At 64.7% G+C, this 26,763-nt stretch carries 26 protein-coding genes; 10 read left to right on the forward strand and 16 right to left on the reverse strand.

Annotated elements, in window-relative coordinates; all coding sequences use genetic code 11:
• Positions 1-38 precede the first annotated feature (38 nt).
• Positions 39-440 (forward strand): RidA family protein, encoded by a 402-nt coding sequence (locus IVA88_RS18410; RefSeq protein ID WP_247498649.1) that lies wholly within the window; start codon positions 39-41, stop codon positions 438-440.
• A gap of 29 nt (positions 441-469) precedes the next feature.
• Here the strand turns inward: IVA88_RS18410 and IVA88_RS18415 are convergent, their stop codons facing one another.
• From IVA88_RS18415 to IVA88_RS18425, 3 genes are read right to left on the reverse strand one after another with little or no spacing between them, the layout of a single operon-like run.
• Positions 470-883: an ACT domain-containing protein gene (locus IVA88_RS18415; RefSeq protein WP_247498650.1), complete on the reverse strand. Its 414-nt coding sequence runs from the start codon at positions 881-883 to the stop codon at positions 470-472.
• Positions 883-2,172, reverse strand: a complete 1,290-nt coding sequence (locus IVA88_RS18420; RefSeq protein WP_247498651.1) for a DNA polymerase IV — start codon at positions 2,170-2,172, stop codon at positions 883-885. The genes IVA88_RS18415 and IVA88_RS18420 overlap by 1 nt, the downstream gene beginning before the upstream one ends.
• Complete coding sequence (locus IVA88_RS18425) at positions 2,169-2,480, reverse strand: DUF3572 domain-containing protein (protein ID WP_247498652.1); 312 nt, start codon at positions 2,478-2,480, stop codon at positions 2,169-2,171. Before IVA88_RS18425 ends, IVA88_RS18420 begins: the two co-directional genes overlap by 4 nt.
• Positions 2,481-2,721: 241 nt before the next feature.
• Between IVA88_RS18425 and IVA88_RS18430 the strand changes: the two genes are divergently transcribed.
• Both IVA88_RS18430 and IVA88_RS18435 read left to right on the forward strand, forming a co-directional pair.
• Positions 2,722-3,087 carry a response regulator gene (locus IVA88_RS18430; protein ID WP_008130064.1) on the forward strand — a complete coding sequence of 122 codons (366 nt, stop codon included), beginning with the start codon at positions 2,722-2,724 and terminating at the stop codon, positions 3,085-3,087.
• A gap of 14 nt (positions 3,088-3,101) precedes the next feature.
• Positions 3,102-4,475, forward strand: coding sequence for a PleD family two-component system response regulator (locus tag IVA88_RS18435; protein WP_247498653.1), 1,374 nt, complete (start codon positions 3,102-3,104; stop codon positions 4,473-4,475).
• A gap of 308 nt (positions 4,476-4,783) precedes the next feature.
• On the opposite strand, the gene IVA88_RS18440 is transcribed toward IVA88_RS18435, so the two are convergent.
• Positions 4,784-5,395, reverse strand: a complete 612-nt coding sequence (locus IVA88_RS18440; protein ID WP_247498654.1) for a TetR/AcrR family transcriptional regulator — start codon at positions 5,393-5,395, stop codon at positions 4,784-4,786.
• Between the two features lie 129 nt (positions 5,396-5,524).
• Here IVA88_RS18440 and IVA88_RS18445 point away from each other — a divergent pair, with 129 nt between their 5' ends.
• Entirely contained in the window at positions 5,525-6,763 is a 1,239-nt protein-coding gene (locus IVA88_RS18445) for an MFS transporter (RefSeq protein ID WP_247498655.1), read from the forward strand.
• A 272-nt stretch (positions 6,764-7,035) separates the two neighbouring features.
• Positions 7,036-8,316 carry an amidohydrolase/deacetylase family metallohydrolase gene (locus IVA88_RS18450; protein ID WP_247498656.1) on the forward strand — a complete coding sequence of 427 codons (1,281 nt, stop codon included), beginning with the start codon at positions 7,036-7,038 and terminating at the stop codon, positions 8,314-8,316.
• Positions 8,317-8,362: 46 nt separating this feature from the next.
• Here IVA88_RS18450 and IVA88_RS18455 read toward each other — a convergent pair whose 3' ends face one another.
• The 7 genes from IVA88_RS18455 to topA form a co-directional block, all read right to left on the reverse strand.
• Complete coding sequence (locus tag IVA88_RS18455) at positions 8,363-9,601, reverse strand: acyltransferase (RefSeq protein WP_247498657.1); 1,239 nt, start codon at positions 9,599-9,601, stop codon at positions 8,363-8,365.
• Between the two features lie 1,111 nt (positions 9,602-10,712).
• Positions 10,713-10,880: a 50S ribosomal protein L33 gene (gene rpmG / locus IVA88_RS18460; RefSeq protein ID WP_007603295.1), complete on the reverse strand. Its 168-nt coding sequence runs from the start codon at positions 10,878-10,880 to the stop codon at positions 10,713-10,715.
• A 124-nt stretch (positions 10,881-11,004) separates the two neighbouring features.
• On the reverse strand, positions 11,005-12,330 hold the full coding sequence (locus IVA88_RS18465) for an LLM class flavin-dependent oxidoreductase (protein ID WP_247498658.1): 1,326 nt from the start codon (positions 12,328-12,330) through the stop codon (positions 11,005-11,007).
• 155 nt (positions 12,331-12,485) lie between these two features.
• Positions 12,486-13,250 carry an NUDIX hydrolase gene (locus tag IVA88_RS18470; RefSeq protein WP_247498659.1) on the reverse strand — a complete coding sequence of 255 codons (765 nt, stop codon included), beginning with the start codon at positions 13,248-13,250 and terminating at the stop codon, positions 12,486-12,488.
• Between the two features lie 32 nt (positions 13,251-13,282).
• On the reverse strand, positions 13,283-13,717 hold the full coding sequence (locus tag IVA88_RS18475) for a DUF983 domain-containing protein (RefSeq protein ID WP_247498660.1): 435 nt from the start codon (positions 13,715-13,717) through the stop codon (positions 13,283-13,285).
• Positions 13,711-16,077, reverse strand: coding sequence for a ribonuclease R (rnr, locus tag IVA88_RS18480; protein WP_247498661.1), 2,367 nt, complete (start codon positions 16,075-16,077; stop codon positions 13,711-13,713). Before rnr ends, IVA88_RS18475 begins: the two co-directional genes overlap by 7 nt.
• Before the next feature lie 7 nt (positions 16,078-16,084).
• Positions 16,085-18,835 (reverse strand): type I DNA topoisomerase, encoded by a 2,751-nt coding sequence (gene topA, locus IVA88_RS18485; protein WP_247498662.1) that lies wholly within the window; start codon positions 18,833-18,835, stop codon positions 16,085-16,087.
• Positions 18,836-19,062: 227 nt separating this feature from the next.
• Here topA and IVA88_RS18490 point away from each other — a divergent pair, with 227 nt between their 5' ends.
• Positions 19,063-19,302, forward strand: coding sequence for a hypothetical protein (locus IVA88_RS18490; RefSeq protein ID WP_247498663.1), 240 nt, complete (start codon positions 19,063-19,065; stop codon positions 19,300-19,302).
• A 40-nt stretch (positions 19,303-19,342) separates the two neighbouring features.
• Here IVA88_RS18490 and IVA88_RS18495 read toward each other — a convergent pair whose 3' ends face one another.
• Complete coding sequence (locus IVA88_RS18495; RefSeq protein ID WP_247498664.1) at positions 19,343-19,897, reverse strand: flavodoxin family protein; 555 nt, start codon at positions 19,895-19,897, stop codon at positions 19,343-19,345.
• Between the two features lie 167 nt (positions 19,898-20,064).
• A complete protein-coding gene (locus IVA88_RS18500) occupies positions 20,065-20,532 on the reverse strand; it encodes a helix-turn-helix domain-containing protein (protein WP_247498665.1) in 468 nt (155 codons plus the stop codon).
• Between the two features lie 119 nt (positions 20,533-20,651).
• On the opposite strand from IVA88_RS18500, the gene IVA88_RS18505 reads away from it, so the two are divergent.
• Both IVA88_RS18505 and IVA88_RS18510 read left to right on the forward strand, forming a co-directional pair.
• A complete protein-coding gene (locus tag IVA88_RS18505) occupies positions 20,652-21,425 on the forward strand; it encodes an SDR family oxidoreductase (RefSeq protein WP_247498666.1) in 774 nt (257 codons plus the stop codon).
• 176 nt (positions 21,426-21,601) lie between these two features.
• On the forward strand, positions 21,602-21,784 hold the full coding sequence (locus IVA88_RS18510; RefSeq protein WP_247498667.1) for a hypothetical protein: 183 nt from the start codon (positions 21,602-21,604) through the stop codon (positions 21,782-21,784).
• Between the two features lie 72 nt (positions 21,785-21,856).
• On the opposite strand, the gene IVA88_RS18515 is transcribed toward IVA88_RS18510, so the two are convergent.
• Entirely contained in the window at positions 21,857-22,465 is a 609-nt protein-coding gene (locus tag IVA88_RS18515) for an FMN-dependent NADH-azoreductase (RefSeq protein ID WP_247498668.1), read from the reverse strand.
• Positions 22,466-22,548: 83 nt separating this feature from the next.
• Here IVA88_RS18515 and IVA88_RS18520 point away from each other — a divergent pair, with 83 nt between their 5' ends.
• Positions 22,549-22,956: a helix-turn-helix domain-containing protein gene (locus tag IVA88_RS18520; RefSeq protein WP_247498669.1), complete on the forward strand. Its 408-nt coding sequence runs from the start codon at positions 22,549-22,551 to the stop codon at positions 22,954-22,956.
• Positions 22,957-23,012: 56 nt separating this feature from the next.
• Here the strand turns inward: IVA88_RS18520 and dprA are convergent, their stop codons facing one another.
• Entirely contained in the window at positions 23,013-24,155 is a 1,143-nt protein-coding gene (gene dprA / locus IVA88_RS18525; protein WP_247498670.1) for a DNA-processing protein DprA, read from the reverse strand.
• A 90-nt stretch (positions 24,156-24,245) separates the two neighbouring features.
• Here dprA and IVA88_RS18530 point away from each other — a divergent pair, with 90 nt between their 5' ends.
• Positions 24,246-25,490: an amidase gene (locus IVA88_RS18530; protein WP_247498671.1), complete on the forward strand. Its 1,245-nt coding sequence runs from the start codon at positions 24,246-24,248 to the stop codon at positions 25,488-25,490.
• Here the strand turns inward: IVA88_RS18530 and IVA88_RS18535 are convergent.
• Positions 25,482-26,708, reverse strand: a complete 1,227-nt coding sequence (locus IVA88_RS18535) for a patatin-like phospholipase family protein (protein WP_247498672.1) — start codon at positions 26,706-26,708, stop codon at positions 25,482-25,484. The two genes, IVA88_RS18530 and IVA88_RS18535, sit on opposite strands and share 9 nt — an antisense overlap.
• Positions 26,709-26,763: the final 55 nt, after the last annotated feature.

A 26,763-nucleotide genomic window follows, 5' to 3' on the forward strand; every position in this document is an offset into this window, starting at 1 on the left:
AGGCTCCCTCCCAACCACAAACCTCCGGGAGCCCAACCATGCCCAAGCTCGATCATCTGCGGCCCAGCGGCCTGCATCACAACCCCGCCTATTCGCACGTCGTCACCGCCACAGGTGCGCGCACCATCTACATCTCCGGCCAGGTTTCGGTGGATGAGGAGGGACGGATCGTCGGCGAAGGCGACATTGCCGCGCAGACCACGCAGGTGATGCAGAATCTCGGTCACGCGCTGAAAGCAGCCGGCGCGAGCTACGCCAACATCGTGAAGATCACGACCTTCGTCGTAAATTACAAGCCGGAGCTGCGCCCGATCATCGGCAAGGCCCGCTCGGCCTTCTTCGAAGGCATGGAGCCGCCGGCCAGCACCCTCATCGGCGTCTCGGCGCTCGCCGCGCCGGAATGGATGATCGAGATCGAGGCGGTGGCGGTCGCGGATTGATTTCGTAGCCCGGCTGAAGCGGAGTGTAATCAGGGCTGCGAGTGCGTCGTCTTGGACAGCTCTTGTAAGACAGCCATCGCTTCGTCGGCCCGGTCAGCAAGCACGAAGAGATGGTCGTGATAAAAGGCCGACACGGCGTTCGCGCTGATGCCGGCTTCGGCCAGACGCGCCGTGATTGCGGCCAAGAACCCCACCGCCTGCAGCGAGGAATGAACTTTCAGCGCGATCAGGCGCGAGGCGAACGCGTAGCTTAGGCCTGTCGCTTCGGCCTCTTCGCGAGAGACCACGAGCGTCGTGCCTTCCTGCTCGCGGAACGTCAGCAAAGGGCTGAGCGCTGCGGGAATCGACTGGTCGGTCGGGATCGTGCAGAACACGAAGATGCCTGGCCGCAGATCCGGCTTCATGTCACTCAGCAGCACGTCGAGATCGCGCTCACCCGTCATCACTCCTGCGCCTTTTCCGGCCCCTCATACGCGATGCCGCGGATCACTGCGGCGCTGCCGAACTTCTTGCGCAAGCTGTCCACCGCGCGCTCGGCGTGGGCCGCACGGCGATCGAGCATGTCGGTGTCGTCGGCGACTGAACCCTCGCGCAACGCGCTGACGCCGGCGCCCATCAAGCGGAAGGCGGTGCCATCGATCTCTTTTGCCAGCATCTCGCGGCAGATCGAGAAGATCTTTGCGGCAAGCTGCGTCGGGGCCGTGATCGACTGCGAGCGCGTGCGCTGGCGGAAATCGGCGGTCTTGAGTTTCAACGTGACGGTTGAGCCGGCGAGTTCGCTGCTCTTGAGGCGAGACGACGTCTTCTCGCAGAGCCGCCACAAAATCTTCTCCAGCGTCGCGAAGTCGCGGATGTCGGTCTCGAACGTGGTTTCGCTCGAAATCGTCTTGGCGCCGCGGTCAGGCTCGACGCGGCGGTCGTCGATGCCGCGCGCGAGCCGCCACAGCCTGCGGCCGTCGCTCGGAAACTGCCGCATCATCTCGATCTCGTCGGCCTTCTGCAGGTCGGCGATGATGCGGAAGCCGCGTTGCATCAGACGCTCCTGGGTCGCCGGTCCAACGCCGAAGATGAAACCGACCGGCCTCGAAGCCAGCATCAAACGCGCTTCCTCCTGGTCGAGCGCGGCAAACCCGCGCGGCTTGTCGAGGTCCGAGGCGATCTTGGCCAGGAACTTGTTGCAGGAGAGGCCGACCGAGACGCTGATACCGATGTCACGCTCTATGTTACGTGCGAACCGCGCCAGCACCTTGGCCGGGATCATGCCGTGCACCCGTTCGGTGCCGGAGAGATCGAGAAAAGCCTCGTCGATCGAGAGCGGCTCGACCAGCGGCGTCAGTGCCTGCATGGCTTGGCGCACCTCGCGCCCGACCCGGACATATTTCGCCATGTCCGGCGGGATCACGGCTGCATGCGGGCAGGCTTCCAACGCCTTGTACATCGGCATCGCCGAGCGCACACCGTAGGTGCGCGCGATGTAGCAGGCGGCCGACACCACGCCGCGTTTTCCCCCGCCGATGATGACGGGCTTGTCGGCGATGTCAGGGTTGTCGCGCTTCTCGATGGTCGCGTAGAAGGCGTCGCAGTCGATATGGGCGATGGTCAGGCGCGCGAGCGCGCGGTGGCGGACGAGGCGGGGGGAACCGCAGGCGGAACAGCGCCGCACGCCCATATCCAGATCGGCCGAACAATCCCGGCAGAAGCAGCGGGGCCCAGCCGTCTCCAAGGAACTCACGGCACGTCGCGCTCCCAATTGCGGTCGCCGAGCGCGTCGCCGAGAACCTGCCGCGCTGCGGCAACGTTGGTCGGATGCAGTTCCGCAGCGCTGGCAAACGCCTTCACGGTGGCGTCATCGCGCATGACGAAATCGAGCACGCTGAGGAGGAAATTGGGGTCCGAGGCGGCATTGCGCAGCGTCTCCGGGCCGACCCCTGTCTCAGCCAGGAACAGGCCCAGCCGCTCAGGCTCGCCTGCGACGAAGGACAGCGCCTGAAGCGCAACGATTTCAGCGACTTCGCGGGGGTTGTGAACAGGCTTTTTCACGTGGCCGGTTTGCCTTTCCGTTAACTTTAGGTGTCTACTTTGGAGTCACCATGCCCGAGTCTCGTGCCTAAGTCTTGCGACCCCGGACAAGCAATCGGAAACCACATCGCAGAAAGTCGGCCCCCGGGTTTAACGAAACTCAAGCGAATCTGAGGCTAGTTTGAATCCAGTTTTCGAAGCGCCGGCGAGCGGCGCCTGAGGCGTCACATGTATCGGTCTGTGGACCAAACAGGAGGGCAGGATGGCTAAGACCGTCCTGATCGTGGAAGACAACGAGCTCAATATGAAGCTCTTCCGCGACCTGTTGGAGGCGCACGGCTACCAGACCTCCGGCACCAGCAACGGCTACGAGGCGCTCGACCTCGTTCGCAAGATGCGGCCCGACCTCGTGCTGATGGATATCCAATTGCCGCAGGTCTCAGGCCTGGAGGTGACGCGCTGGATCAAGGACGATCCGGAACTGCGCAGCATTCCCGTCGTCGCCGTCACGGCGTTCGCGATGAAGGGCGACGAAGAGCGCATCCGCGAGGGCGGCTGCGAGGCCTATTTGTCCAAGCCGATCTCGGTCGGCAAATTCATCGAGACGGTCCGGCGTTTCATCGGATAGGAAGTGAGTTCATAGTGTCCGCGCGTATCCTCGTCGTCGATGACGTCCCTGCCAACGTCAAGCTGTTAGAGGCCCGCCTCTCCGCCGAATATTTCGACGTGATGACCGCTTCGAACGGCACCGAGGCGCTGGCGATCTGCGCCCGTGCCGAATGCGACATCATCCTGCTCGACGTCATGATGCCGGACATGGATGGTTTCGAGGTCTGCCGCCGCCTCAAGACCGATCCGGCCACGCATCACATTCCGGTCGTGATGGTCACCGCGCTCGACAGCCCGTCCGACCGCAATCGCGGGCTGGAGGCCGGCGCCGACGATTTCCTCACCAAGCCCGTCTCCGACGTCGTGCTGATCGCGCGCGTGCGGTCGCTGACGCGGCTGAAGATGATGACCGACGAGCTGCGGATGCGCGCCATCACCTCGCTCGAGATCGGCATGCAGGCGCCCGAGCGCACTGCGATCTCCGACACCGGCAAGGGCGGCCGCATCCTGCTGGTCGACGACCGCCAGTCCTCCTTTGAACGGCTGGCGACGATCCTCGCCGTCGAGCACACCATCGACGTCGAGCCGAACCCGACCGAAGCGCTGTTCCACGCCGCCGAGGGCAATTACGACCTCTTGATCGTCTCGCTCGACCTCAACAATTTCGACGGCCTTCGGCTGTGCAGCCAGGCGCGCTCGCTGGAGCGCACGCGCCATGTGCCGATCCTGGCGATCGCCGACCCCGAGAACTCGACGCGGCTGCTCCGGGGCCTCGAGATCGGCGTCAACGACTATCTGCTGCGTCCGATCGACAAGATCGAGCTGCTGGCGCGCGCCCGCACCCAGATCCGCCGCCGCCGCTACACCGACCATTTGCGCGACAACGTGCAGAACTCGATCGAGATGGCGATCACCGACGCGCTCACCGGACTGCACAATCGCCGCTACATGGAGAGCCATCTGGCCACGCTGGCCGAGCAGGCCGCGACCCGCGGCAAGCCGCTGGCGCTGATGATCCTGGACATCGACTACTTCAAGTCGATCAACGACAATTACGGGCACGACGCCGGCGACGACGTGCTGCGCGAATTCGCCGTGCGGGTGCGCAAGTCGATCCGCGGCATTGACCTTGCCTGCCGCTACGGCGGCGAGGAATTCGTCATCGTGATGCCGGAGACCGATCTCCACGTCGCCGGCATGGTCGCCGAGCGCCTGCGCCGCTCGATCGCAGGCGAGCCCTTCGCGATCCACAAGGGCGCCAAGCGCATCGAGGTCACGATCTCGATCGGCCTGACCACGCTGGAGCAGAAAGGCGAGGCGGTTGGCGACGTCCTCAAGCGCGCCGACACCGCGCTGTACCGCGCCAAGCACGACGGCCGCAATCGCGTGGTGTCGCACGCGGCGTGAGGGCTCTCGCACCAAAAGTGCGAAAACAACCCCATGCACAGTAGCCGGCACTCGTCGGATCAATGGCTTACGCGGGTGGCAAAAATCGCCTGCGCGGGTAGCAAGCCTGTTTGACTCGTCGGGCAAAACAGGAGCATCCTGCTAGCATCCCGAACGTCCACGATCTCTGCTGTCATTCCCCGCGAAGGCGGGGAGTCCAGTACGCCACGGCTTCTCCATCCAACGACTGTCTCTGGAATACTGGATCACCCGCCCCCGTGCGCCATTGCGCACAAGGCGGGTGATGACAGCGAACGATGCGGCAGCGATTACGGCGGCGTGGGTTTGCGCCCCGTCGTAGCCTTCACCGGCTTCGCATCCCCCACATCCACCCCGGCATTCCGCAGCAGCACCGTCGCCGCGTCCTTCGCGGCACGCGCCATCGCGGGATCGTCGCGGACGAGGTCCTGCGCGATCGAGCCATCGACCAGCAGCGCGAGCTGCGTTGCCAGCGCCTCCGCGTTCGTCACGCCGAGCTCGTTCAGCCGGTCGCGAAACCAGACGCGGCGGCTTTCCTTGAAGGCGATTGCGATCTTCTTCACGGCGCGGTCCGCCGGGCCAAGCTCGGCGACCGCATTCACGAACGGGCAGCCGCGAAAGTCTTTTGCGGCGAAGCGGCGCTCCAGCGAATCGAAGGTGGCGAGGATCTGCTCGGCCGGGCGCTTGTCCGAGGCGCGGGGCTGCACGAAGCGGCGCTCCAGATAGGCCGCGATCAGCGCGTCCTTGGACGGGAAGTGGTTGTAGAGCGTGCGCTTGGAGATGCCGATCTCGGCCGCGATGGTGTCGACGCCGATGGCGCGAATGCCTTGCAGATAGAACAGCTTGTCGGCGGTCTCGAGGATCCGCTCTTTCATCGTCTGTGGGGCGGGCGGGGGAGCCATGCGGCGGTGAATGTCCTGTTCGCTTGACAGCGCCTGCTATCCATAGCCTAAGTACACAGGTCTGTGTAACCAAAATCAACTGATATTGCAGACCACGGCGTTCGCGCCGCGCCGGCGAGGGAGAAGAAAATGCCGCTACTGCAGGTCCTGCGTCCGACATTGCCCATCCTGATCGGCGCCTCGATCATGCTGACGCTGAGCATGGGGCTGCGCCAGAGCCTCGGCATCTTCATGCAGCCGCTGACCCACGACATCCATCTGTCGATCTCCGACTTCACGCTGGCGCTGGCCGTGCAAAATCTCGCCTGGGGCTTTCTCCAGCCGCTCGCAGGCGCGATGACGACGCGCTATGGCTTCCGTCCGATCATGATCGCCGGCTCGTTCATGTACATCGCGGGCTTGGTGCTGATGGCGACCGCGAACGGTCTCGTCGCCATCATGATCGGTGCCGGCGTGCTGATCGGCACCTCGCTCGCCTGCACCGCCGCGGCGATCGCGATGTCGGTGGCGGCGCGCGCGGTGCCCGCAACGGTGCGCTCGACAGTGCTCGGCATCGTCTCCGGCGCGGGCTCGCTCGGGGCACTGCTGTCAGCGCCGATCGGGCAGATGCTCAACGAGGGATTCGGCTGGCGTGTCGGGCTCGTCGGTTTCGTGGTGATGTCGGTGCTGATGATCCCGGCGGCCTGGTATGCCGGGCGTGTCGACGCGGTCCCGCTGCCGAAGCCCGCGACTGACGAGATCGTCGATGCCACGGCGATGATTGCAGCGAAGACCGCCTTTGGCAACGCGTCCTTCGTGGTGATGACCTGCGCCTATCTCGTCTGCGGCATGCAGCTCGTGTTCCTCACCACGCATTTGCCGTCTTATCTCGCGATCTGCGGCCTCGATCCGATGCTGAGCGCGCAGACGCTCGGCATGATCGGCGGCTTCAACGTGCTGGGCTCGCTGTTCTTCGGCTGGGCCGGCGAGCGCTGGAACAAGCTCGCGCTGCTCGGCGGCATCTACGTCGTGCGCTCGCTGGCGCTGGCCTGGTACTTCATGCTGCCGGCCACACCTGCCTCGACCTTGCTGTTCGGCGCGATCATGGGCTTTTTGTGGATGGGCGTGGGACCGCTGGTCGCGGGCGCAGTCGCGGAGATGTTCGGCCTGCGCTGGCAGGCGATGATCCAGGGCCTCGCCTTCATGAGCCACCAGATCGGCAGCTTCCTCGGCGCCTACGGAGGCGGCCTGCTCTACGACGCGCTCGGCTCCTACACCATGGCCTGGCGTATCGGCGTCGCGCTGGGTCTGGCCGGCGGCATCGTGCAGGTGGCGTTTGCGCTGATCAGGCCGTCGCAGCCGTCGGCGCCGGTGTTGAAGGCGGCGTAGGGCGCGCCTAATCGTCCGCTTGGGAGTTTGGAGCGGGCGCTGCGCTGTTTCGTCGTGGTCGACAGCTTGTGACCCCAAGCGGAATCGTTGCCCGTCCGAGGTGCGGCTCAGGCGGCCCAATAGGGATCGTCCCGACCAGCCGCGTAGGCGGCCACAGGATCGGATCATCGGGCGAACTGGCTTTGGCACTGCATTCGTTCTAAGCTCTGGGTTGACGCCGAAGGCGAAGCAGTTCGTCGAAGCGCGAACAAAAAAGCACAGGGGGGATCATCATGTCCGCGTTGTCACGCCGCGATTTCCTGGCACTTTCGACATCGATTGCCGCCGTCGGCCTCGCCTCGTCGGTGCAGGCCGCGATGGGGCCGAACGACAAATACGATCTGGTGATCCGCGGCGGCGAGGTTCTCGACCCCAGCCAGTCGCTGCGCGCCAGACGCGATATCGGTATCCGCTGGGGCGTCATTGAGACGGTGCAGGAGACGATTCCTGCCGAGCGCACGCTGAAGAGCATCGACGCGTCGGGCAAGCTCGTGATGCCCGGTCTCATCGATCTGCATAGTCACGTCTATCCCTACGGCTCGGCAATCGGCATTCCCGCCGACGAGCTCGTACAATTCCAGGCTACGACGACCGTCGTCTCGGCGGGCGACGCCGGGGTCAATAATCTGGCGGCGTTGCGCCGGTTCATCGTGGCCCAGACACGGGCGCGGATGTACGCCTTCGTCCATATCGCCAATAACGGCCTGTCGGCGTTCCCGGCCGCCGAGCTGTACAATATCGACGTCGCGCAGACCGAAGCGTGCGCAATGGCGCTCGCCGAGAACGCCGACTTCCTGCTCGGGGTTAAAGTGCGGATGTCCGAGAATGTGATCTACAAGCACGGGCTCGAGCCGCTGAAGCGCGCCATCCAGGCTTGCGAGATGTGCGGCTGGCCAGCGAAGATGATGGTGCATATCGGTGGCGTCGAGTCCAAGGAGCTGATGTCGCAGATTCTCGACCTGCTCCGGCCGGGCGACGTGCTGACGCACGCCTATTCGGGCGCCCCGAACATGTCCAACGTCTTCACGAATATCGTTCAAGAGGGCAAGCTGCTGCCTGCGGCTCTGGCGGCCAAGCAGCGTGGCGTCATGTTCGACGTCGGTCACGGCGGCGGCAGCTTCGATTTCACCGTAGCGGAAGTGGCGATCCCCGGTGGATGCGCTCCGGACACGATCTCGTCCGATATTCACGTCTTCTCCGGCAACTCGCCGGGCATTCCGTTCCTGCCCAACGTGATGAGCAAGTTCATGACGCTCGGCTTTACGCTGGAGCAGGTGGTCGCGATGGCCACCACGGCCCCGGCGAAAATCATCAATCGCGCGCCGAAGATCGGCACTTTGCAGGTCGGTGCGCCCGGCGATGTCGCCATCATGGAGCTGGTGGAGGGGCCGGTCAGCTTCGTCGACACCCGCAACAACAAGAGGGACGGGAAGGCCTATCTCAAGCCGATCCAGACCGTCATCAACGGGGTTCCCTTCGGCCGGCCGTATCAGGCGCCATTCGCAGTGAGATAGCGAGCCGGGCAAGGGCCGGACAGGTGACAAGACGGCAGAGCAACGGCTAGGACGCTGCGACACTTACCTTGATGCGGACGGGCCGTGGAGGGCGCAGTCCTCTGCCCAGTGCCGGGCGGCGGGAGACCGGTTGTTTGGCCGGTAGCCTGCCGAGGTGCGAGACGGTTTGCATCAGCGCGGATCTGACGGCGGGCTCGATCTTCGCGCAGATGAACCAGCAGACCAGCACGAGCATGCCCAGCGCGATCCATACCGCCGAGGTGGCATCGAGGCCGGCATCGACCAGGGCACGAATGATCGCCGTGCCAATGACGTTGTGAGTGAGATAGAGCGGATAGGTGATCAGTCCGAGCGTTCTCAAAGAGGCTGGTGCTTCAGGAGAAGCTCTGCCCGCAGAGCGCCTGCTCCGGTTCGCGGCAACGGCGATGAAGAGCACCGCGGCCGCCCAGACCATGATCGGCACGAGAGCCGATTGATCCGCGATGGCGGGGATGGACGACAAAAAGAACGAGGCAAAGAAGTAGATCTCTGCGGCGCCCGAAAGAAACGTGACGGCAATGGCGACCTGTTCGAGCGTGGTCAATTCTCTGTTTGCGGAAATGAACAGCCAGATCCCGAGCGCAAAGAAGCAGCCATGGCTCAGCAGGAATGCTGCGCATGGCACCCGAAACATCAGGATGACCAGATAAGGCAAGTCGGATGGCGTCATGCATGACAGTACGAGCAACGCGACGGCGTTGAAAATTGCGCTGTAGATGGTGAGACCAAAGGCCAGGTGTCGCAGCGTGACCTTCTTCGTGAGCATAGCGCAGAACACGAGTCCATAGAACGCTGTTTCGGCGGCCAGCGTCCAATAGACTTCGTCAAGCCATTGGCCGGTGACGCCCTTGGGGACCATCAGCATGGCGTGGATGTAGGGCAGGATGAATTCGGATGCCGGTCGGCTCCCGAAGAGAAGCAGGACGAGCAAGGTCGCGGTGGCGCAAATCCAGACCGCCGGATAAAGCCTGAGTGCGCGACCAAGAAGAAACTCGCCCGGCGAAGAATTGCTCGCGGAATTCGCGATGACGAAACCCGAAATGACGAAGAAGATTTCAACGCCGACCCAGCCGAACCATGTGTAGGGCGCGGCGGAGGGGTAGAGCACATCGGCGGCGACGGTGCGCTCGAAGCCCGGGACGCCAATCGAGGCCCAGGCCGAGGACCAGAACATCTGGTGAAAGATCGCGACCCCGAGGGCGGCGGCGAAGCGCAGCGGATCCAGCAACGGCAAATGGCTCTTCACGGGAACGGACCAGGTTCATGCAACGATCCCGCTGGAGATATCGAAGCTGGTCATGGCGCACTGCGAGGTGGGTCACACTGGGTCCGCCGTAGTCGAAATGCGCCGATCTTTGAGTGGGTTACGTAGCCCAGCTCTATATCCCGGAGGCGCTGCACCGCGTCCGGGACACGAGAGAGCTGAAGCTCGACTGCAACAGAAGGCCTGCGGAGAAGAAGAACTAACGCGTGCGTCCTGACCGCTTGAGGTCGGCGACCTTAAACCTGTTGCCGGCGGCCAGGCTGCTGCAAAACCAGTGGGCTCTGTTTCGAAACTCGCCCAGGAACACCTTCGTCTCGACGCAATCTGTGTAGGATTTATGGGTGATGGTGTCTCGGCACGTTGGCGAGAAAGGTCCATAGTTCAGACCGCCGCCCGACTCGCTGCATCCAACCCAGGGCTCCTTGCCGTTTGAGAAGCTTGATGCACAGCCACCGTTGCAACTGCTGGCAACTTTCTCCAGGCTGGCAATCCTCCCCATCACAGAACCCGGCGCGTACGAAGGCGTTCGCGCGCCTGGCCTTTGAGCTGTTGACGCTGTTCGACGCGGCGCCGTGGTGTTTGCTCCCCGCTCCGACACGTGCGGCCTTGCCACCTGCTTCGGCGCGTCGACCGTGACGGGGGGAATCGTGGCGGCGGTGCCCGTTGGAATTTGCGACGCTGCCGGCGCGCACAGCAAGATTGTTGACAAGGCAGCGACGGCTGAAGGCACGACAAGGCTTGATGACAATCTCATGACCATGTCCTTGCAAATCCGGGACGGAAATTCCGCCCGGCAAGTGCACGGTAACATACATTTGGAAGCGAGCAACCGTGGGTTGATAGAATATCGGGCGATGACTCGCTGCGCCGAGCTTAGCTCTCGTGCCCGGACGCAGCGCAGCGTCACTTCGACGGTGTGCTGCAGAGCCGGGGCCCACGTCGCGGCATCGTACTTGTTGCATTCTGGGTCCCGGTCTGCGCAGCAACGCTGGCGCGTTGCAGCGCGCCCGGGACACGAGAGTGCACAAATAAAAACGGGGCCCAGAGGGCCCCGTCAAAGTCCGTAACGTTCCGCGATCTTATTCGATCTTGCTTACTTGATCTTGGCTTCGCGGAATTCGACGTGCTTGCGCGCCACGGGATCGTACTTCTTCTTGACCAGCTTGTCGGTCATGGTGCGCGAATTCTTCTTGGCGACGTAATAGAAGCCGGTGTCGGCCGAGGACACGAGCTTGACCTTGATGGTGACCGCTTTGGCCATGTTCAGAACCTCAGAAATGAAGGGAATCTGGAGCCGGCCAAATGGCCCGCGTTGGCCGGCAACCTAGCCAGAAACCGCCTGATGTCAAGATTTTAGGGGGCGAAAACCGCTCAAATCGGCCCGATTACCCCTCGAAGAACCGGTTTTTCGGCCGCGGCAGGCCCAGATTCTCCCTCAAAGTGGGCCCTTCGTACTCTTTGCGGAAAATCCCGCGCCGCTGCAGCTCCGGCACGACCTTGTCGACGAAATCGTCGAGGCCGGCGGGCAGGAACGGGAACATGATGTTGAAGCCGTCGGAGCCGCGCCCTACCAGCCATTCCTCCATCTGGTCGGCGATGGTCTTGGCCGTGCCGACGAAGGACAGCCCGCCATAGCCGCCGACGCGCTGGGCGAGCTGGCGCACCGTGAGTTTTTCCCGGGCGGCGAGATCGACCATGCGCTGGCGGCCGCTCTTGCTGGCGTTGGTCTCGGGGATATCAGGCAATTGCCCGTCCGGATCGAAGCCGGAGGCGTCGGTGCCGAGAATGACGGACAGCGAGGCGATGGCGCTGTCGTAATGAACGCGGCTGTCGAGCAACGCGCGCTTCTCCCTGGCTTCATCGACGCTGTCGCCGACCACGACGAAGGCGCCGGGAAGGATCTTGAGGTGCTCCGGGTCGCGGCCGATCTTCTCCATGCGGCCCTTGATGTCGGCATAAAGCTTTTGGCTGTCGGCGAGGCTGCCGCCGCCGGTGAACACGGCTTCCGCGGTTTCAGCCGCGAGCTGCCTGCCGTCTTCCGATGCGCCGGCCTGCACGATCAGCGGCCAGCCCTGCACCGGGCGGGCGATGTTGAGGGGGCCGCGCACCTTCAGATATTTGCCCTGGTGGTCGAGCACATGCATCTTCGCGGGATCGACGAACACGCCGCTTTCGACATCGCGCACGAACGCGTCGTCGGCGAAGGAATCCCAGAGGCCGGTGACGACGTCGTAGAACTCGCGGGCGCGCTTATAGCGCTCGGCGTGCTCCATGTGATCGTCGAGGCCGAAATTCAGCGCCGCGTCCGGATTTGAGGTGGTGACGATGTTCCAGCCCGCACGCCCCCCGCTGATATGGTCGAGCGATGCGAAGCGCCGTGCGACGTGATAGGGCTCGTCGAACGTGGTCGAGCCCGTTGCGATCAGGCCGATCCGCTCGGTGACGGCGGATAGCGCCGACAGCAGCGTGAACGGCTCGAACGATGTCACCGTGTGGCTGCGCTTGAGCGCGTTGACCGGCATGTTCAGCACGGCGAGGTGATCGGCCATGAAGAAGGCGTCGAACTTGCCGGCCTCGAGCTTCTGGATCAGCGTCTTGATGTGACCAAAATTGAAATTGGCGTCCGGCCAGGCCCCGGGATAGCGCCAGGCGCCGGTATGGATGCTGATCGGGCGCATGAACGCGCCAAGCTTGAGTTGCCGTTGTGCCATCGCCCGGTGTCCGTTCTTTGTGTCGTTCGGGAAGACATAGGCATGCCGTGGAACTCCGCCATCGGGGGAGGCGGGAAGATTATTTTGTTTTTCGCGACGCACTCAGCACATTCGCGTCATTCCGGGCTCGCGCTGCGCGCGCCCGGAATGACAAGTCAGCTCAAGATATCCTTCTGCATCTTGCCACCGTAGAAATGGAAGAACGGCACCGGCGCATCGTGGCGGAGCGGGCCGGTGGCAAGGCGCGCGTCGAGTTCGTTGAGCACGTTGCGGGTCATCGGATGCAGATCGGCGAGCGGCTTTGAGCCGAGCTCGACCCAGACCAGTTCGACAAGCTCGGCATCAGCATGGATCACGCCCTCGACGCGATGGGCGATCGCGGAGGCGTCCGCGGTGAAGAAGCGCGTGTCGAACCGCTTGACGCGGCCGGGCGGGGTGATCGCGCGCGCGATCAGGAACAGGCTGGAAGGATCGGGCAACAGGCCCGCATCCGCGAACGGCTTCCAGGCGCCTTCGAGTTTAGCCACCTTGTCTTCAGTCTTGCCTTCCGCCTTGCGCCCGAGGCAGAGACCGGTCTCCTCACAGGCCTCGCGGATCGCGGCAATCGCCAGCGATTTTGCGCGCGAGGCCGGCGTCTTCGGACTGCCCTTGGCGAGATTGGCTTCCAGCTCGGGAGTGATCGGCGCTGCGCACGGCACGCGATAATCGTCCTTGTCGACGCGGCCGCCGGGGAAGACGAACTTTCCGGGCATGAACACCACCTTGTCGTGGCGCTTGCCGACCAGGACTTTCGGAATGGCGCCGCTGCGGTCGACCAGGATCAGCGTCGCCGCATCCCGAGGGCGAAAATAGGGATGGTGGTCGGCTTCCTTGCCCTCGTGGATCTTTGCCTGGTCGGCTGCCTGCGACGTATCCGTCATGTCCTCACCCAAACGCTTCTTGTTTATCTTGCTTACACCGGCGGAATACCATCCGTCGGGTTCTCGTCAAACCCGTGCATGCGCAGAGCCCATTGCAATCCGACCACGGCTCCCTTGACGGGCTGCAGCAGTGCGAGCGAGGCGACGAAGGTGAAGGGCAGATAGGCCGCGAAGCTGATCCAGACCGGCGTGGTGTAGTTAGTCTCGATCCAGAGGATGGTGGGCACCACGATGTGGCCGACGATGACGATGACGAGATAAGCCGGCAAATCGTCGGCGCGGTGCGGCGTGACATCGAGGCCGCATTTTGAGCAATTATCTGCGGTCTTCAGGAAGGCGCGGAACAGCTTTCCCTCGCCGCAGCGCGGGCAGCGGCCGCGAAACCCGCGCCTCATCGCAGCAAAGACGTCGCGCTTTTCGACGAGGCCGGTCTCGCGGGTCCATATCTTTGGCGCCGTGCTTACCACGCCTTGCCCTTCTGGCCCTTACCCTTGCTCTTTCCCTTGCTCTTTCCTTTGGCCTTTTTGCCCTTACCGGGCTTCGTCTGCTTCTCCGGCTTGCGCTTCTTGTCTGGACTGCGCCCGGGATGCGCCTTGAACGAGGGGCGGCGCTGCGGACCGGATGGCCTGCGGCCGCGCGGCGCGGTCTCGCCGGACGACGACAGCAGCTCGAAGCGCAGGGCGCCTGCGATGGGAGCTGCTTCGATCAGGCGGACGTCGACGACGTCACCAAGCTGATGCATGGTGCCGCTGCGGGTGCCGACCAGCGCGTGGCGGCCTTCGTCATAGTTGAAATATTCCGTACCGAGGGATCGGATCGGGATCAATCCGTCGGCGCCGGTCTCGGCCAGCTTCACGAACAGGCCGGCGCGCGTGACGCCGGAGACGCGGCCCTGGAAGGTCGCTCCGATACGGTCGGCGAGGTGATGGGCGATCAGGCGGTCGACGGTCTCGCGCTCCGCCTTCATCGCGCGCCGCTCGGTCACGGAGATATGGGCTGCGACCTCGCCGAGGCTTTCCGGCGTCTCGCTGTCGGGCAGCGCGCCTTCGCCGAGGCCGAGCGCGCGAACCAGCGCGCGGTGCACGACGAGGTCGGCATAGCGGCGGATCGGCGAGGTGAAATGGGCGTAGCGGCGCAGGTTCAGGCCGAAATGACCGTAATTCTCCGAGGAATATTCCGCCTGCGCCTGGGCGCGCAGCACGACTTCGCTCACCAGCGGAAAGTGGTCGTGGCCTTCGAGCTGCGCCAGCACCCGGTTGAACAGGGCCGGGCGCAGCGCGCCACCCTTTGCGAACGGAACGTCCAGCGTCGCCAGGAATTCCGCGAGCGCGTGGACCTTTTCCAGGGTCGGCTCGTCATGCACGCGGTAGATCAGCGGCAGCGATTTCTTCTCGAGCATCTCGGCTGCCGCGACATTGGCGAGGATCATGAACTCCTCGATCAATTTGTGCGCGTCGAGCCTGTCGGGCACGACGACGCGGTCGACCGTGCCGTCGCTCTTGAGCAGGATCTTGCGCTCGGGCAGATCGAGATTGAGCGGATCGCGCTCGTCGCGCGCGCGCTTGACGCAGGCATAGGCGGCATAGAGCGGCCTCAAAATCGGATCGAGCAGGGGGCCGGTGGTGTCGTCCGGCTTTCCGTCGATCGCGGCCTGCGCCTGCGCGTAACTCAGCTTCGCCGCCGAGCGCATCAGGATGCGGTGGAAGCTGTGCGATCGCTTGCGGCCGTCCGGGCCGATCACCATCCGCACCGCGAGCGCGCCGCGCGGCTCGCCCGGCACCAGCGAGCAGAGATTGTTGGAGATGCGCTCGGGCAGCATTGGAACGACGCGGTCGGGGAAATACACCGAGTTGCCGCGGTCGAGCGCGTCGCGATCGAGCGCGGTGCCCGGCCGCACGTAGAAGCTCACGTCCGCAATGGCGACGTTGACGATGAAGCCGCCTCTGTTGTTGGGATCGTCGTCGGCCTGCGCATGCACCGCGTCGTCGTGATCCTTGGCATCCGGCGGATCGATGGTGACCAGCGGAACGTCGCGCCAGTCCTCGCGGCCTTTCAGGTTGGCCGGCTCCGCCGCTTCGGCTTCGCGCTCGGCGGCGGGGCGGAATTGTAGCGGGATGTCGTGCGCGTAGATCGCGATCAGGCTGATCGCCTTCTCCGACTTGACCGAGCCGAGCTTCTCCTTGACCCGGCCCGACGCCAGTCCAAAGCCGCGCGAGCGGATGATGTCGACGCTGACGAGATCGCCGTCCTGCGCGCCGTGCATCTCGGTCGGTGCGATGTTCAGCTCGCGGTCGGCGGACTTCTTGTCGACCGGAATGATCCGTCCGCCGCCTTCCGGCAGGCTGCGGAAGACGCCGAGGATGCGGGTCTTGGCCTTGTCGAAGACCTTGATGATGTGGCCGCGATAGGCCGGGCCGTCGGTCTCATCGGAGCGCTCGACCCGCAGCAGCGCGCGATCGCCAACGCCGGCCGCGGTGCCGGGCTTTGGCCGGCGCGGCATTGTGATCAGGATCTTTGGCGGTTCGCCGCTTTCGACCTCGTCCCATTCGGTGGGGGAGGCGACCAGCTCGCCGTCGTCGTCGCGGCCGGTGATGTCGGCGACCAAGGTCGGCGGCAGGCTGTCCGGCTCGGAAATCGTGTGGCGCTTCTTCTCGACGAGACCGTCGTCGGCGAGTTCGCGCAGCATGCGCCTGAGCTCGGCGCGATCGGCGTTCTTCAGCCCGAACTCGCGCGCAATTTCGCGGGTCCCGACCTTTCCTGGATGTGCCTTGATGAAGGCGACGACGGCGTTCCGGTCGGGAAAGCCATGGTCATTCTTGCGTTTCACTTAACCTCTAGGTCGTGCCGGCACTCTTCTTGGCCGGAGCTTTGGCGCCGGAGGCCTTGATCGGCGACGTTTTGGCCGTCGACGACACGGCTGCGCGCGCCTTGCTGGTGGATTCGGATTTGGTTTTGGCCGCCTTCTTCGCGGCCGGCTTCTTCTTCGGTGCGACGTCGCCGTCCGCAGCCTTCGCTGTAGCCTTCTCTGTAGCTTTCTTGGCCTTGGCCGGTTTCGCTGCCTTCTTCGGCTTCTTGCCGCCGCCCTTGGCCGCGCGCTCGTCAATCAGCGCGATCGCCTGCGGCAGCGTGATGGCGTCTTTCTCGATGTCGCTCGGGATCGTCGCGTTGACGCCGCCGGCCGTGACATAGGCGCCGTAGCGGCCGCCCTTCACCGTGACGGTGCCGAGGGTCGGATGATCGCCGATCGCCTTGCCGGGATCGGCGCCGAAGCGGCGGCTCGGACCCTTGGCGATCTTCTCCGCGATCAGCGTCACTGCGCGGTTGATGCCGATGTCGAACACCTCATCGCCGGCCTCCAGGCTGGCATAGGTCTTCTCGTGCTTCACGAATGGCCCGAAGCGGCCGAGACCTGCGGTGATCGGCTCACCGGTCTCCGGATGCTTGCCGATCTCGCGCGGCAGCGACAGCAGTTTGAGCGCAAGCTCGAGCTCGACATCGCCGGGCGAGGTGCCCTTCGGAATGCCCGCCCGCTTCGGCTTCTCGCCTTCGGCATAATCCTTGGGCTCGCCGAGCTGGATGTAGGGTCCGAACCGGCCGGCCTTGACCCAGACGTCGCGGCCGGTTTCGGGATCCTGGCCGAGCGAACGGTCGGCGCTGGCCTCGCCGTCGGCGGCAAGCTGACGGGTGTAGCGGCATTCCGGATAGTTCGAGCAGCCGACGAAGGCGCCGAACTTGCCGGCCTTCAGATTGAGCCGGCCGTTGCCGCAGCTCGGGCACTGCCTGATGTCGCCGCCATCGGTGCGGGGCGGATAGATGTGCTGTCCGAGCATGTCGTCGAGCACGTCCAGCACCTGCGCGACGCGCAGATCCTTGATCTCGTCGACCGCGCCGATGAAGCCGGTCCAGAAATCCTTCAGCACCTGCTGCCAGGAGATCTCGTTGTTGGAGATGCGGTCGAGCTGCTCTTCCAGGTTGGCGGTGAAGTCGTATTCGACGTAGCGGGCGAAGAAGCTTTCGAGGAAGGCGACCACGACGCGGCCCTTGTCCTCGCCGTGCAGGCGCTTCTTCTCGAGCTTGACGTAGCCGCGGTCCTTCAGGACCTGAAGGATCGAGGCATAGGTCGAGGGCCGGCCGATGCCGAGCTCTTCCATGCGCTTGACCAGGGAGGCCTCGGAGAAGCGCGGCGGCGGCTCGGTGAAGTGCTGGGTGACCGCGAGCGACTGCCGCTTCAGCGCGTCGTTCGGGCTCATCGCGGGCAGGCGGCGGGAATCCTCGTCCTCCTCGTCGTCGCGGCCTTCCTGGTAGAGTGCGAGGAAACCGTCGAACTTCACGACCTGGCCGGTGGCGCGCAGGTCCAGCGTGCGGCCGCCAACCTTCGCCGTGATGTCGACCGTCGTGCGTTCCAGCTCGGCCGATTCCATCTGGCTCGCGATGGTGCGCTTCCAGATCAGCTCATAGAGCCTCGCCTGATCGGCATCGAGCTTGCGGCTCATGCTGTCGGGGCGGCGTGACATGTCGGTCGGCCGGATCGCTTCGTGGGCTTCCTGGGCGTTCTTGGCCTTGGCCTGGTACTGGCGCGGCGCGTCCGGCACATAGGCGTTGCCGTAATCCTCGCCGATCACCTTGCGCGCCTGGGTGATGGCGGACGGATCGATCTGCACGCCGTCGGTCCGCATATAAGTAATGAGTCCGGTGGTCTCGCCGCCGATGTCGATGCCTTCATAAAGCCGCTGCGCGATCCGCATGGTGTGCGCCGGCGCAAAGCCGTATTTGCGGCTGGCTTCCTGCTGCAGGGTCGAGGTGGTGAAGGGCGCCTGCGGATTGCGCCGCGCCGGCTTGGCGTCGACGGAGGTGACGGCGAACGCCGCCGATTCCAGCGCCTTTTTAAAGTCTTCCGCTTCCGCGCCGGTGCCGATGTCGAGGCGCTGGATCTTCTTGCCGTCGGCGCCGACCAGACGGGCTTCGAAAGCATCGCCGCGCGGCGTCAGCAGGGTCGCGATCAGCGACCAATATTCACGCGCGACGAACTTCTCGATCTCCAGTTCGCGGTCGCAGACCAGCCGCAGCGCCACCGACTGCACCCGGCCCGCCGAGCGGGCGCCCGGCAGCTTGCGCCACAGCACGGGGGAGAGGGTGAAGCCGACCAGATAGTCCAGCGCGCGGCGCGCCATATACGCGTCGACCAGCGCACCGTCGATCTGGCGCGGGTTCTTCATCGCGTCCGTGACCGCCTGCTTGGTGATGGCGTTGAACACAACGCGCTCGATCTTGTGGTCCTTGAGCGCGCGCTTCTCTTTCAGCACCTCCAGCACGTGCCAGGAGATGGCCTCGCCCTCGCGATCGGGGTCGGTTGCGAGAATCAGGCGGTCAGCGCCCTTCAGGGATTTTGCGATGTCGTTGAGCCGGCCGGCCGCCTTGGGGTCGATCTCCCAGATCATCTTGAAATTGGCGTCGGGATCGACGGAGCCGTTCTTCGCCGGCAAGTCCCGGACATGGCCGAACGAGGCCAGAACCTCGTAGGACGAGCCCAAATACTTGTTGATCGTCTTGGCTTTCGCCGGCGACTCCACAATGACGATATTCATGTAGTTCCAGTAACTTATGGGAAAATTCTGGGCCGAATTCGATGAGATTCGGGTCGGCCGCTTCGTCCCGAACATGGGTGGTGGGGCCGTCGCTGTCAAATCGAGGGGTGTTGAAAGCCGCCTCGATGGGAAAAGTTTCATATCGAGAAAGTTGCAAAATACCACCTTTGAGTTGCGGCCGATGTCGGCGTAATGTTTCTGCGGGGCATGGATTCGGGTGGGGGCTGGTGACTAGGCCAGGGAAGAAACGGGCGGGCGCCGCATCGCGCGCGGCGGGAGGCTCGCGTCACGAGGAACCGGGGGAGGGCGGCGTTGACGAGGCGGTCGCCTTCATCGCCGAGCAGGTCGGGGCGTTGCGCAAGCTTGCGGAGCGTCACAAGCTCGACGTGCTGCATTATCTCCTGGGGATGACCAAGCTGGAAGCCGACGAGCATCTGCGGCTGCGGAGCAAGCGGAAGCTGTCGTGAGGGTCCGGCACTGCTTCAACCTCGGCAATGACGGGTGAGGTTAGCCGTTGCGGCTTGCCATTTTGGCCAACCGCTGGCCGAGATACTCGGCCGTTCTGACGTCGCTCTGAGGCAACGTGCCGTCGGCCAAATGTGTCGCCAGGCCTAGCTGGCTACCCAACCGGTTACGACCGCTCGGGTCCTCGCCCCCTGGAATGTCGAGCCCGCACCAGAGCATGCCGTGCTGGGCGGCCAGAATGGAAAAGTAGGTCAGCGCGTGGAGCTGGTCGCCACCCGCGCAGGCACCTGTCGGGAAGCCGCCTGCGATCTTGTTGGCCCATCGCTGCTTGCTCCATCGGTCGCTTGAAGCGTCTGCGAAGGCTTTGAATTGGGCCGCTGGCCCGCCCATGTAGGTCGGGCTGCCAAATGCGACCGCCCCGGCGCGGTCGATCCACTCCAACAGGCTGTCATTCTGGAAGCGGCCCGACACGATGTCGTCGCCGACGATCCGACAAAACGCGATCTCCGCCATACCGTCCGCCCCCCGCGCTATTGCATGCGCCAGCTGTTCGGTGGTGCCGGAAATGGAAAAATAGACGATGGCGAGCAGGGGCATGGCGGCGCCGCTTCGGGTGTTCAACCATCTTCGGCGTCGTCGATGTTTTGTACAAGTCCCGAACGCAGTCATTGCCAGCGCGGCGAAGCAAATCCGGAGTCCTTCTGCGGTGATTCTGGATTTGCTTCGCTGCGCTCGCAATGACGGGTGGTGGCGGTGCGCCGCTGTCAGGCCGAGCGCCGGCGCGGCGCAGGCCGCAATTTGAGTGTCGTGTCGGCCTGCGTGAGCAGGCGGCCGTCGTCCGCGCGCAGCTCGAGCTTGCGCACCGGGCGGCCTTTCTTGCGATCGACCAGAATGGTCGTGATCTCCTCGGGATGGTCGTCGAATTCCTCGCTCCATTGCCGCAACGCCACCAGGATCGGGAAGGTGCCGCGGCCCTTCTCCGTCAGCACATATTCCTGATACGCGCTGCCGTCGGAGGCGGGCGCGGTTTCCAGAATGCCGTGGTCGACCAGTGAACGCAGCCGCACGGCCAGAATGTTCTTGGCCATGCCGAGCTTGCTCTGAAATTCGCCGAAGCGGCGCAGGCCGAACAGCGCCTCCCGGATGATCAGCAGCGACCACCAGTCGCCGATCGCGTCCAGCGATCGTGCGATCGGACAGGCATCGCCTTCGAAGCTCGTTCGTTTCACCATCGCTTCGTCCTTTCGCGTTCGCCCGATTCAGACCCCATCACGCGCTTGTGTGGTTGCATCATAAAACCACAGGCTCTAGATGGCAACATAGTTTTATGATGCAACCACTGGAGGCGAGCGTGAGACTGAAGAACAAGACGGCCCTGATCACCGGCGGCAATAGCGGCATTGGACTGGCAACGGCAAAGCTGTTCGTGGCCGAGGGCGCCAGGGTGGTGATCACCGGGCGCAACAAGGAGACGCTGGAGGCGGCCGCGAAGGAGCTCGGGCCGAACGCGCTCGCGCTCGCCGCAGACGCCACCGACATCGCCGCGACCGAAGCTGCGATCAGGAAGGGCGCCGAAAAGTTCGGCAAGTTCGACATCGTGTTCGCCAATGCCGGGATCGCCGGCGGAACGCCGCTGGGTTCGGCCACGCTGGAGGTTTTCGAGAAGGTCATCAGCACGAACCTCACCGGCGTGTTTTTCACCGTGCAGTCGGCGCTGCCTCATCTCAATGACAATGCCTCGATCATCCTCAACGGCTCGGTGATCTCAGTGCTCGGCATTCCCGGCTACTCGGCTTACGGCGCCGCGAAGGCCGGCGTGCGCGCGATGGCGCGGATCATGGCATCAGAACTGTCGCCGCGCGGCATTCGCGTCAACGTGGTCGCGCCCGGTGCGATCCGCACGCCGATCTGGGGGGCTGCAACCGCAACACCGGAAGCGGAGAAGGCGTTCGAGAAGCGGATCGCGCTGACGACGCCGCTTGGCCGCATTGGTGAAACAGATCACGTCGCGAAGACGGTGCTGTTCCTCGCCTCCGACGATTCCGCGCATGTGCAGGGCCAGGAAATCTTCGTTGACGGCGGCGCGGTTGCCTCTCCGAGCGGCGCGCCGATCTATCGCGGCTGATTCGTTTTGGCGCAAATTGAATCGGTCGGCGCAGCCGTAAGCGGTTGCGTCGGCCGGTTCCCCACCTCGCGCGAGCTGTATTTTCTGAACCTTGCGCGAGGCGTTGAACCTTCGCTCGCGCTGCCAAGACACTTTTACGGCAGGGTTACGAAGCCTCATTTTCAAGGGAGCCCGAAATGCCAAAGGCAGCTCGTATTGTTTCTCCGATTTCAGCACCGCGTATTTACACCGAAAACTCCACCGTTCCCGCCAAGCGTTCCGACACCTCCGAGTTCATCGGGGTGGCTCTTTTTGCCGGCATCGGCCTGTTCGTTTCGCTCGTCGCCGTCATCCTTGGCATTCAGGGCGCCTGGTTTTAGCCTCGCGGACCGCGCACCGTTCGATCAGCCGCCGCAGGCGATGTAGCGGCGACTGATGATGTGCGCGTTGCCTCAAGCCGGGCGGAGGCTGGTTGCCGCCTGAAGCGCGTTTGCGAGCGACTTCTCGCGATGCTCCGGCCCGACCTGGATGCCATCGGCGATGATGAATTCGGGGTGATGAATGCCCATGAAGCCGAATACGCCGCGCAAATACGTTTCGAGATGCTCCAGCGACGCGGCCGGCGAGTCCGCGCCGTAATAGCCCCCGCGCGAGATCGCGACGATCACGCGCTTGCCACCGGCAAGACCCTGCGGTCCGTTCGCCCCGTAGCTGAACGTCTTCCCCGCCACCAGGACACGGTCGATCCATGCCTTGAGCTGGCTCGGAATCGTGAAATTGTACATCGGCGCGCCGATCACGACGATATCGGCGGCAAGGAACTCATCCAGTACGGCCTTGCTGGCGGCGAGGTCGGGGCCGAGTTCCGCCGGCGCAGGTGCGCCTTGCGCGGCGGCAAGATGGGAGCCGGAGAGGTGGGCGAGCGGGCTCTGGGTCAGGTCGCGATAGACGATATCCAGCGACGGTGTCGCCTGCCGGAGCCGGTCGACGACGGCGGCGGAGACCTGCCGGGAGACGGAGTGGGGGCCGAGCACGCTGGAGTCGATATGGAGAAGTTTCATTCGGGATCACCCTGGTATATGTTTGTAACCAGAGCTACATGAGTGACTATCAAAATCCTCGCAAGAACGCACTTTTTTGAGCCATGGACACATCCTTGAAACTTGAGCACATCGATTTGCCTGCCTCACCGAGGCCGAATCCCGACCATGCGGACTGCCGCGGCGTGGCCTCCGTGCTGTCCCGCGTTGGCGACAAATGGAGCGTGTTCGTTATCATGATGCTCGGCGACGGGCCGAAGCGTTTCAACGAGCTGAAGCGGATGATCAACGGCATCTCGCAGCGGATGCTGACCTTGACGCTGCGCGGGCTGGAGCGCGACGGCCTCGTCACCCGCACGATCTTCCCGACCATTCCGCCGCGCGTGGACTATGAGCTGACCGATCTCGGCCGCGGGCTGTCGCGACCGGTCGAGGCACTCGGCAAATGGGCGATGGACCATCTCGTCCAGATCGAGGCCGCGCGTGCGCATTTCGATCAGCGCAATCCATAGCGTTTTCGAGCGAAGTGGAGACCGGTTCGCGTTAAGAAAACGCGTCAACAAGATATTTAAATGAGCGACACCATTCCGCCGCCGTGACGCTCGAGCCGGCCGGCAAGCTCGAGCTCCAGCAGCACTGTGCGGACGATCGCGGGCGAGGCGCCGGACATCCGCACGAGATCGTCGATCGAGATTGGCGTGGGGCCGAGCAGACCCGTGATCTGGCCGCGGTCGTGTCCTTGCGGATCGCTCTCGAACGGTTCGCTGTCGGGCTCGGTCGCCGGATGCATCAGCGGCCGCTCCATGATTGGCTGGATCGCGTTGACGACGTCGGCGGCTTCGGTGACAAGCGTCGCGCCCTGCTTGATCAGATCGTTGGTGCCGGCGGCGCGCGGATCGAGCGGCGAGCCCGGCACCGCGAACACTTCGCGGCCCTGTTCGGCCGCCATGCGCGCGGTGATCAGGGAGCCCGAGCGGTGCGCCGCCTCCACCACGACCACGCCGAGCGCGGCGCCCGAGATCAACCGGTTGCGGCGGGGAAAGTCGCGGGCGCGCGGCTCGTGGCCGAGCGGCATCTCGGAGATCGCCGCGCCGTTGTGGTCGAGGATCGCTGTGAGCAAATCGCCATGTTCGGGCGGATAGATGCAGTCATGGCCGCCGGCGAGCACGGCGATCGTGCCGCTCTCGATGCTCGCGCGGTGCGCGGCTTGGTCGACGCCGCGGGCGAGGCCCGAGATCGTGACAAAGCCTGCTTCACCGAGCTCGCGGGCGAGCTGACCGGCGAATTTCAAGCCTGCACCGGAGGCGTTGCGCGAGCCGACGATCGCGATCATCGGCCGCATCAACGTTGCACAGTCGCCGCGCACGGCAAGCAGCGGCGGCGCATCGTCGAGGGTCGCCAGCCGCGCCGGATAGCCGTCCTCGCCGGGCGCGAGCCAGGCAATTCCGAACTTGCGACTTGCCGCGAGCTCGGCCTTCGCCTCATCGGCGCTGCAGATGCGCGCCGATCGCTGCGCACCGCCGCGGCGCGCGAGATCCGGCAGCCGCTCCAGCGCGGCGCGCGCCGTGCCGAAATGATCGACCAGCGAGCGGAAGGTGCGCGGCCCGACATTGTCGGACCGGATCAGCCGCAGGCGGTCGACCCTGTCGGCCTCGGTCAGCTCTACGCTCGAATTGATGGCGTCCACGGCGGCTCCTTGCAGGCACAGCATGGAACAACCTGAGGGCGTGGGCAACAGCTCCGTGCGCTTGCGCGACCTCGGCGCGATGCTAAAAGCGATCCCAATAAGAAGGGTATTGCCATGATCTCACTCGCCGATCTCCAGCGCCGCATCGAAGCGGGCGAGCTTTCGCCTGAGGCCGCCATCGCTCAGTCGCATGCGGCGATCGAGGCTAAGGAGAAGGACGTCCACGCCTTCGTCCGTCACGATAAGTCCGCGAAGGCGCAAGCTTCCGGCCCGCTGCGCGGCATCGCAGTCGGGATCAAGGACATCATCGACACCGCCGATTTCCCGACCGAGATGGGATCATCGATCTATCGCGGCTGGCAGCCGCGCAGCGACGCGCCTGTCGTCATGATGCTGAAGCGGGCGGGCGCCACCATCATCGGCAAGACCACGACCACGGCGTTCGCCTCGCGCGATCCGACCCCGACACTCAACCCGCATAATCTCGGCCATACGCCGGGCGGCTCGTCCTCGGGTTCGGCCGCGGCCGTCGGCGCCGGCATGATCCCGCTGGCGCTGGGCACCCAGACCGGCGGCTCGGTGATCCGGCCTGCGGCCTATTGCGGGACCGCCGCGATCAAGCCGTCGTTTCGCATGCTGCCGACGGTCGGCGTGAAATGCTATTCGTGGGCGCTCGACACGGTCGGCCTGTTCGGGGCGCGCGCCGAAGATCTCGCGCGCGGATTGCTGGCGATGACGGGACGTGCGGAGTTCTCCGGCATCGCGCCGGCGAGGGCGCCACGCATCGGCGTGGTCAGGCAGGAGTTTGCCGGCGCCGTGGAGCCGGCCGCGGAAGAGGGGCTGCAAGCCGCGATCAAGGCCGCCGAGAAGGCCGGGGCCAGCGTGCAGACCATCGATCTGCCGGATGCGGTGCAGGAGGCCTGGCGCATCCACCCGATCATCCAGGATTTTGAGGCGCATCGCGCGCTCGCCTGGGAGTTTTCCGAACGCCACGACGAGATCGCGCCGATGCTGCGCGCCAGCCTCGATGCGACGGTCGGTCTGACGCCAAAGGATTACGACGAGGCGCGTCGGATCAGCCGTCGCGGCCGCCGCGAGCTTGGCGAGGTGTTCGGGCGTTTCGACGTGCTCTTGACCTATTCGGCGCCGGGCACGCCGCCGGCCAAGGACCTCGCCTCCACCGGCGACCCTCGCTACAACAGGCTCTGGACGCTGATGGGCAATCCTTGCGTCAACGTACCGGTGCTCAAGGTCAATGGCCTGCCGATCGGCGTGCAGGTGATCGCGCGCTTCGGCAACGACGCGCAGGCGCTGGCGACGGCGTGGTTCCTGGAGCAGGCGCTGGCGAAATCAGGCTAGCGCAGGTTCGCGGGCAACGATGTGCTGGCCGGATGCGGCCGGCGCTGCGCGGTGATCCGCACCTTGCTTGAGCCAGCGCCCGGCGGCCTCGCGGCCGCTGCGGTGAAGCGCGCGAATGAAGCCGCGCCCGAGATCGGTGGACGAGCGCTGCGCCAGGCCGTCGACGAAATCTTCCGCCGCGATCCTGGAGAGCCGCAACGACGATGCGGCCTGCGATTGCGCCCATTCGAGCGCCGCGATCTCGGCATTGAGGGCGGCGTTGGCCGCGATCTGGTCCAGCCTGCGGTCGATCGCGGCGAGCGTGATCGGCACGTAGCTGTCGCGCGCCGGCGTGACCTGGACCAGCAGGATTTCGGTACTCGCAGTATCCTGCACGAGCCGCAGCAGAGGCGGATTGCCGCCGAGGCCGCCGTCCCAATAAGCCTCGCCGTCGATCTCCACCGCGCAGTGAACCAGCGGCGGACAGGTCGAGGCCAGCGCCACATCGGCGGTAACGGCGTCGTTGCGAAAAATCTGCTGCTGCCCGTCGCGGATTCGCGTCGCCGCGATCAGCAGCTTCGGGCAGCGCGCGTCGCGCAATGCGGAAAAGTTGATGTCGCGCGACAGCGCCTGCCGCAGCGGATCGAGATCGAACGGATCGAACTGGCCGGAGCGCAGGGTCGGACCGAACGCGACCGAGCTTCCCGCCGGCGAGAAGCCGCCGATCAGCATCAGCGATCGGAACGAGGCCTCGTGCATCAGCCGGATCCAGAACCGGTTCAGCCGCGCGCGCGCGCCTTCACGGCCACCCTCGGCGAAACCGGAGGCGAGCAGCAGCGCGTTGATGGCGCCGGCGCTCGCGCCGCTGATGGTGTCGATCGCGATGGACGGCTCTTCGAGCAGGCGCTCCAGCACGCCCCAGGTGAAAGCGGCGAAGGTGCCGCCGCCCTGAAGTGCCAGCGACAATTTTTGCGGCGGCCATTGCTTCGGCGGCCATGGCTTTGCCGCCTGATCGCGCGCGATGGGCGCGGCGACAGTTACAATTTCGACTGATTTCCGCGCTTCCACGATTGGATCGGGCTCGCGCAATGGTGACGGGACGGAAGCAGGCTTGGGAGCGACCAGCGGCGAGGGACCGTCGGACCAGATATCCGTCGTCGAGAGTAGCCGGCTTGCCGCGGTGCGCGCAGCACCTTGCAAATCGCCCTCGTGTTGTGCGCCGACAATCTTCTCGCTCATTCTGAGCAACCGCGTAGAGGCATGCCCACGATCAGGGCCAAGCCAGGAACCCGTT

This window comes from Bradyrhizobium sp. 149, from assembly GCF_023073915.1.
Taxonomy (GTDB): Bacteria; Pseudomonadota; Alphaproteobacteria; order Rhizobiales; family Xanthobacteraceae; genus Bradyrhizobium.

Excerpts from the sequence above, each read along its gene's own strand:
- IVA88_RS18470 (WP_247498659.1), bottom strand. The coding sequence starts at position 13,250 with ATGACGGATACGTCGCAGGCAGCCGACCAGGCAAAGATCCACGAGGGC.
- IVA88_RS18465 (WP_247498658.1), bottom strand. The coding sequence starts at position 12,330 with ATGGCACAACGGCAACTCAAGCTTGGCGCGTTCATGCGCCCGATCAGC.
- IVA88_RS18530 (WP_247498671.1), top strand. The coding sequence starts at position 24,246 with ATGATCTCACTCGCCGATCTCCAGCGCCGCATCGAAGCGGGCGAGCTT.
- IVA88_RS18415 (WP_247498650.1), bottom strand. The coding sequence starts at position 883 with ATGACGGGTGAGCGCGATCTCGACGTGCTGCTGAGTGACATGAAGCCG.
- IVA88_RS18495 (WP_247498664.1), bottom strand. The coding sequence starts at position 19,897 with ATGCCCCTGCTCGCCATCGTCTATTTTTCCATTTCCGGCACCACCGAA.
- IVA88_RS18510 (WP_247498667.1), top strand. The coding sequence starts at position 21,602 with ATGCCAAAGGCAGCTCGTATTGTTTCTCCGATTTCAGCACCGCGTATT.
- IVA88_RS18515 (WP_247498668.1), bottom strand. The coding sequence starts at position 22,465 with ATGAAACTTCTCCATATCGACTCCAGCGTGCTCGGCCCCCACTCCGTC.
- IVA88_RS18410 (WP_247498649.1), top strand. The coding sequence starts at position 39 with ATGCCCAAGCTCGATCATCTGCGGCCCAGCGGCCTGCATCACAACCCC.
- IVA88_RS18535 (WP_247498672.1), bottom strand. The coding sequence starts at position 26,708 with ATGAGCGAGAAGATTGTCGGCGCACAACACGAGGGCGATTTGCAAGGT.
- dprA (WP_247498670.1), bottom strand. The coding sequence starts at position 24,155 with ATGCTGTGCCTGCAAGGAGCCGCCGTGGACGCCATCAATTCGAGCGTA.
- topA (WP_247498662.1), bottom strand. The coding sequence starts at position 18,835 with ATGAATATCGTCATTGTGGAGTCGCCGGCGAAAGCCAAGACGATCAAC.
- IVA88_RS18445 (WP_247498655.1), top strand. The coding sequence starts at position 5,525 with ATGCCGCTACTGCAGGTCCTGCGTCCGACATTGCCCATCCTGATCGGC.
- IVA88_RS18430 (WP_008130064.1), top strand. The coding sequence starts at position 2,722 with ATGGCTAAGACCGTCCTGATCGTGGAAGACAACGAGCTCAATATGAAG.
- rpmG (WP_007603295.1), bottom strand. The coding sequence starts at position 10,880 with ATGGCCAAAGCGGTCACCATCAAGGTCAAGCTCGTGTCCTCGGCCGAC.
- IVA88_RS18520 (WP_247498669.1), top strand. The coding sequence starts at position 22,549 with ATGGACACATCCTTGAAACTTGAGCACATCGATTTGCCTGCCTCACCG.
- IVA88_RS18440 (WP_247498654.1), bottom strand. The coding sequence starts at position 5,395 with ATGGCTCCCCCGCCCGCCCCACAGACGATGAAAGAGCGGATCCTCGAG.
- IVA88_RS18500 (WP_247498665.1), bottom strand. The coding sequence starts at position 20,532 with ATGGTGAAACGAACGAGCTTCGAAGGCGATGCCTGTCCGATCGCACGA.
- IVA88_RS18450 (WP_247498656.1), top strand. The coding sequence starts at position 7,036 with ATGTCCGCGTTGTCACGCCGCGATTTCCTGGCACTTTCGACATCGATT.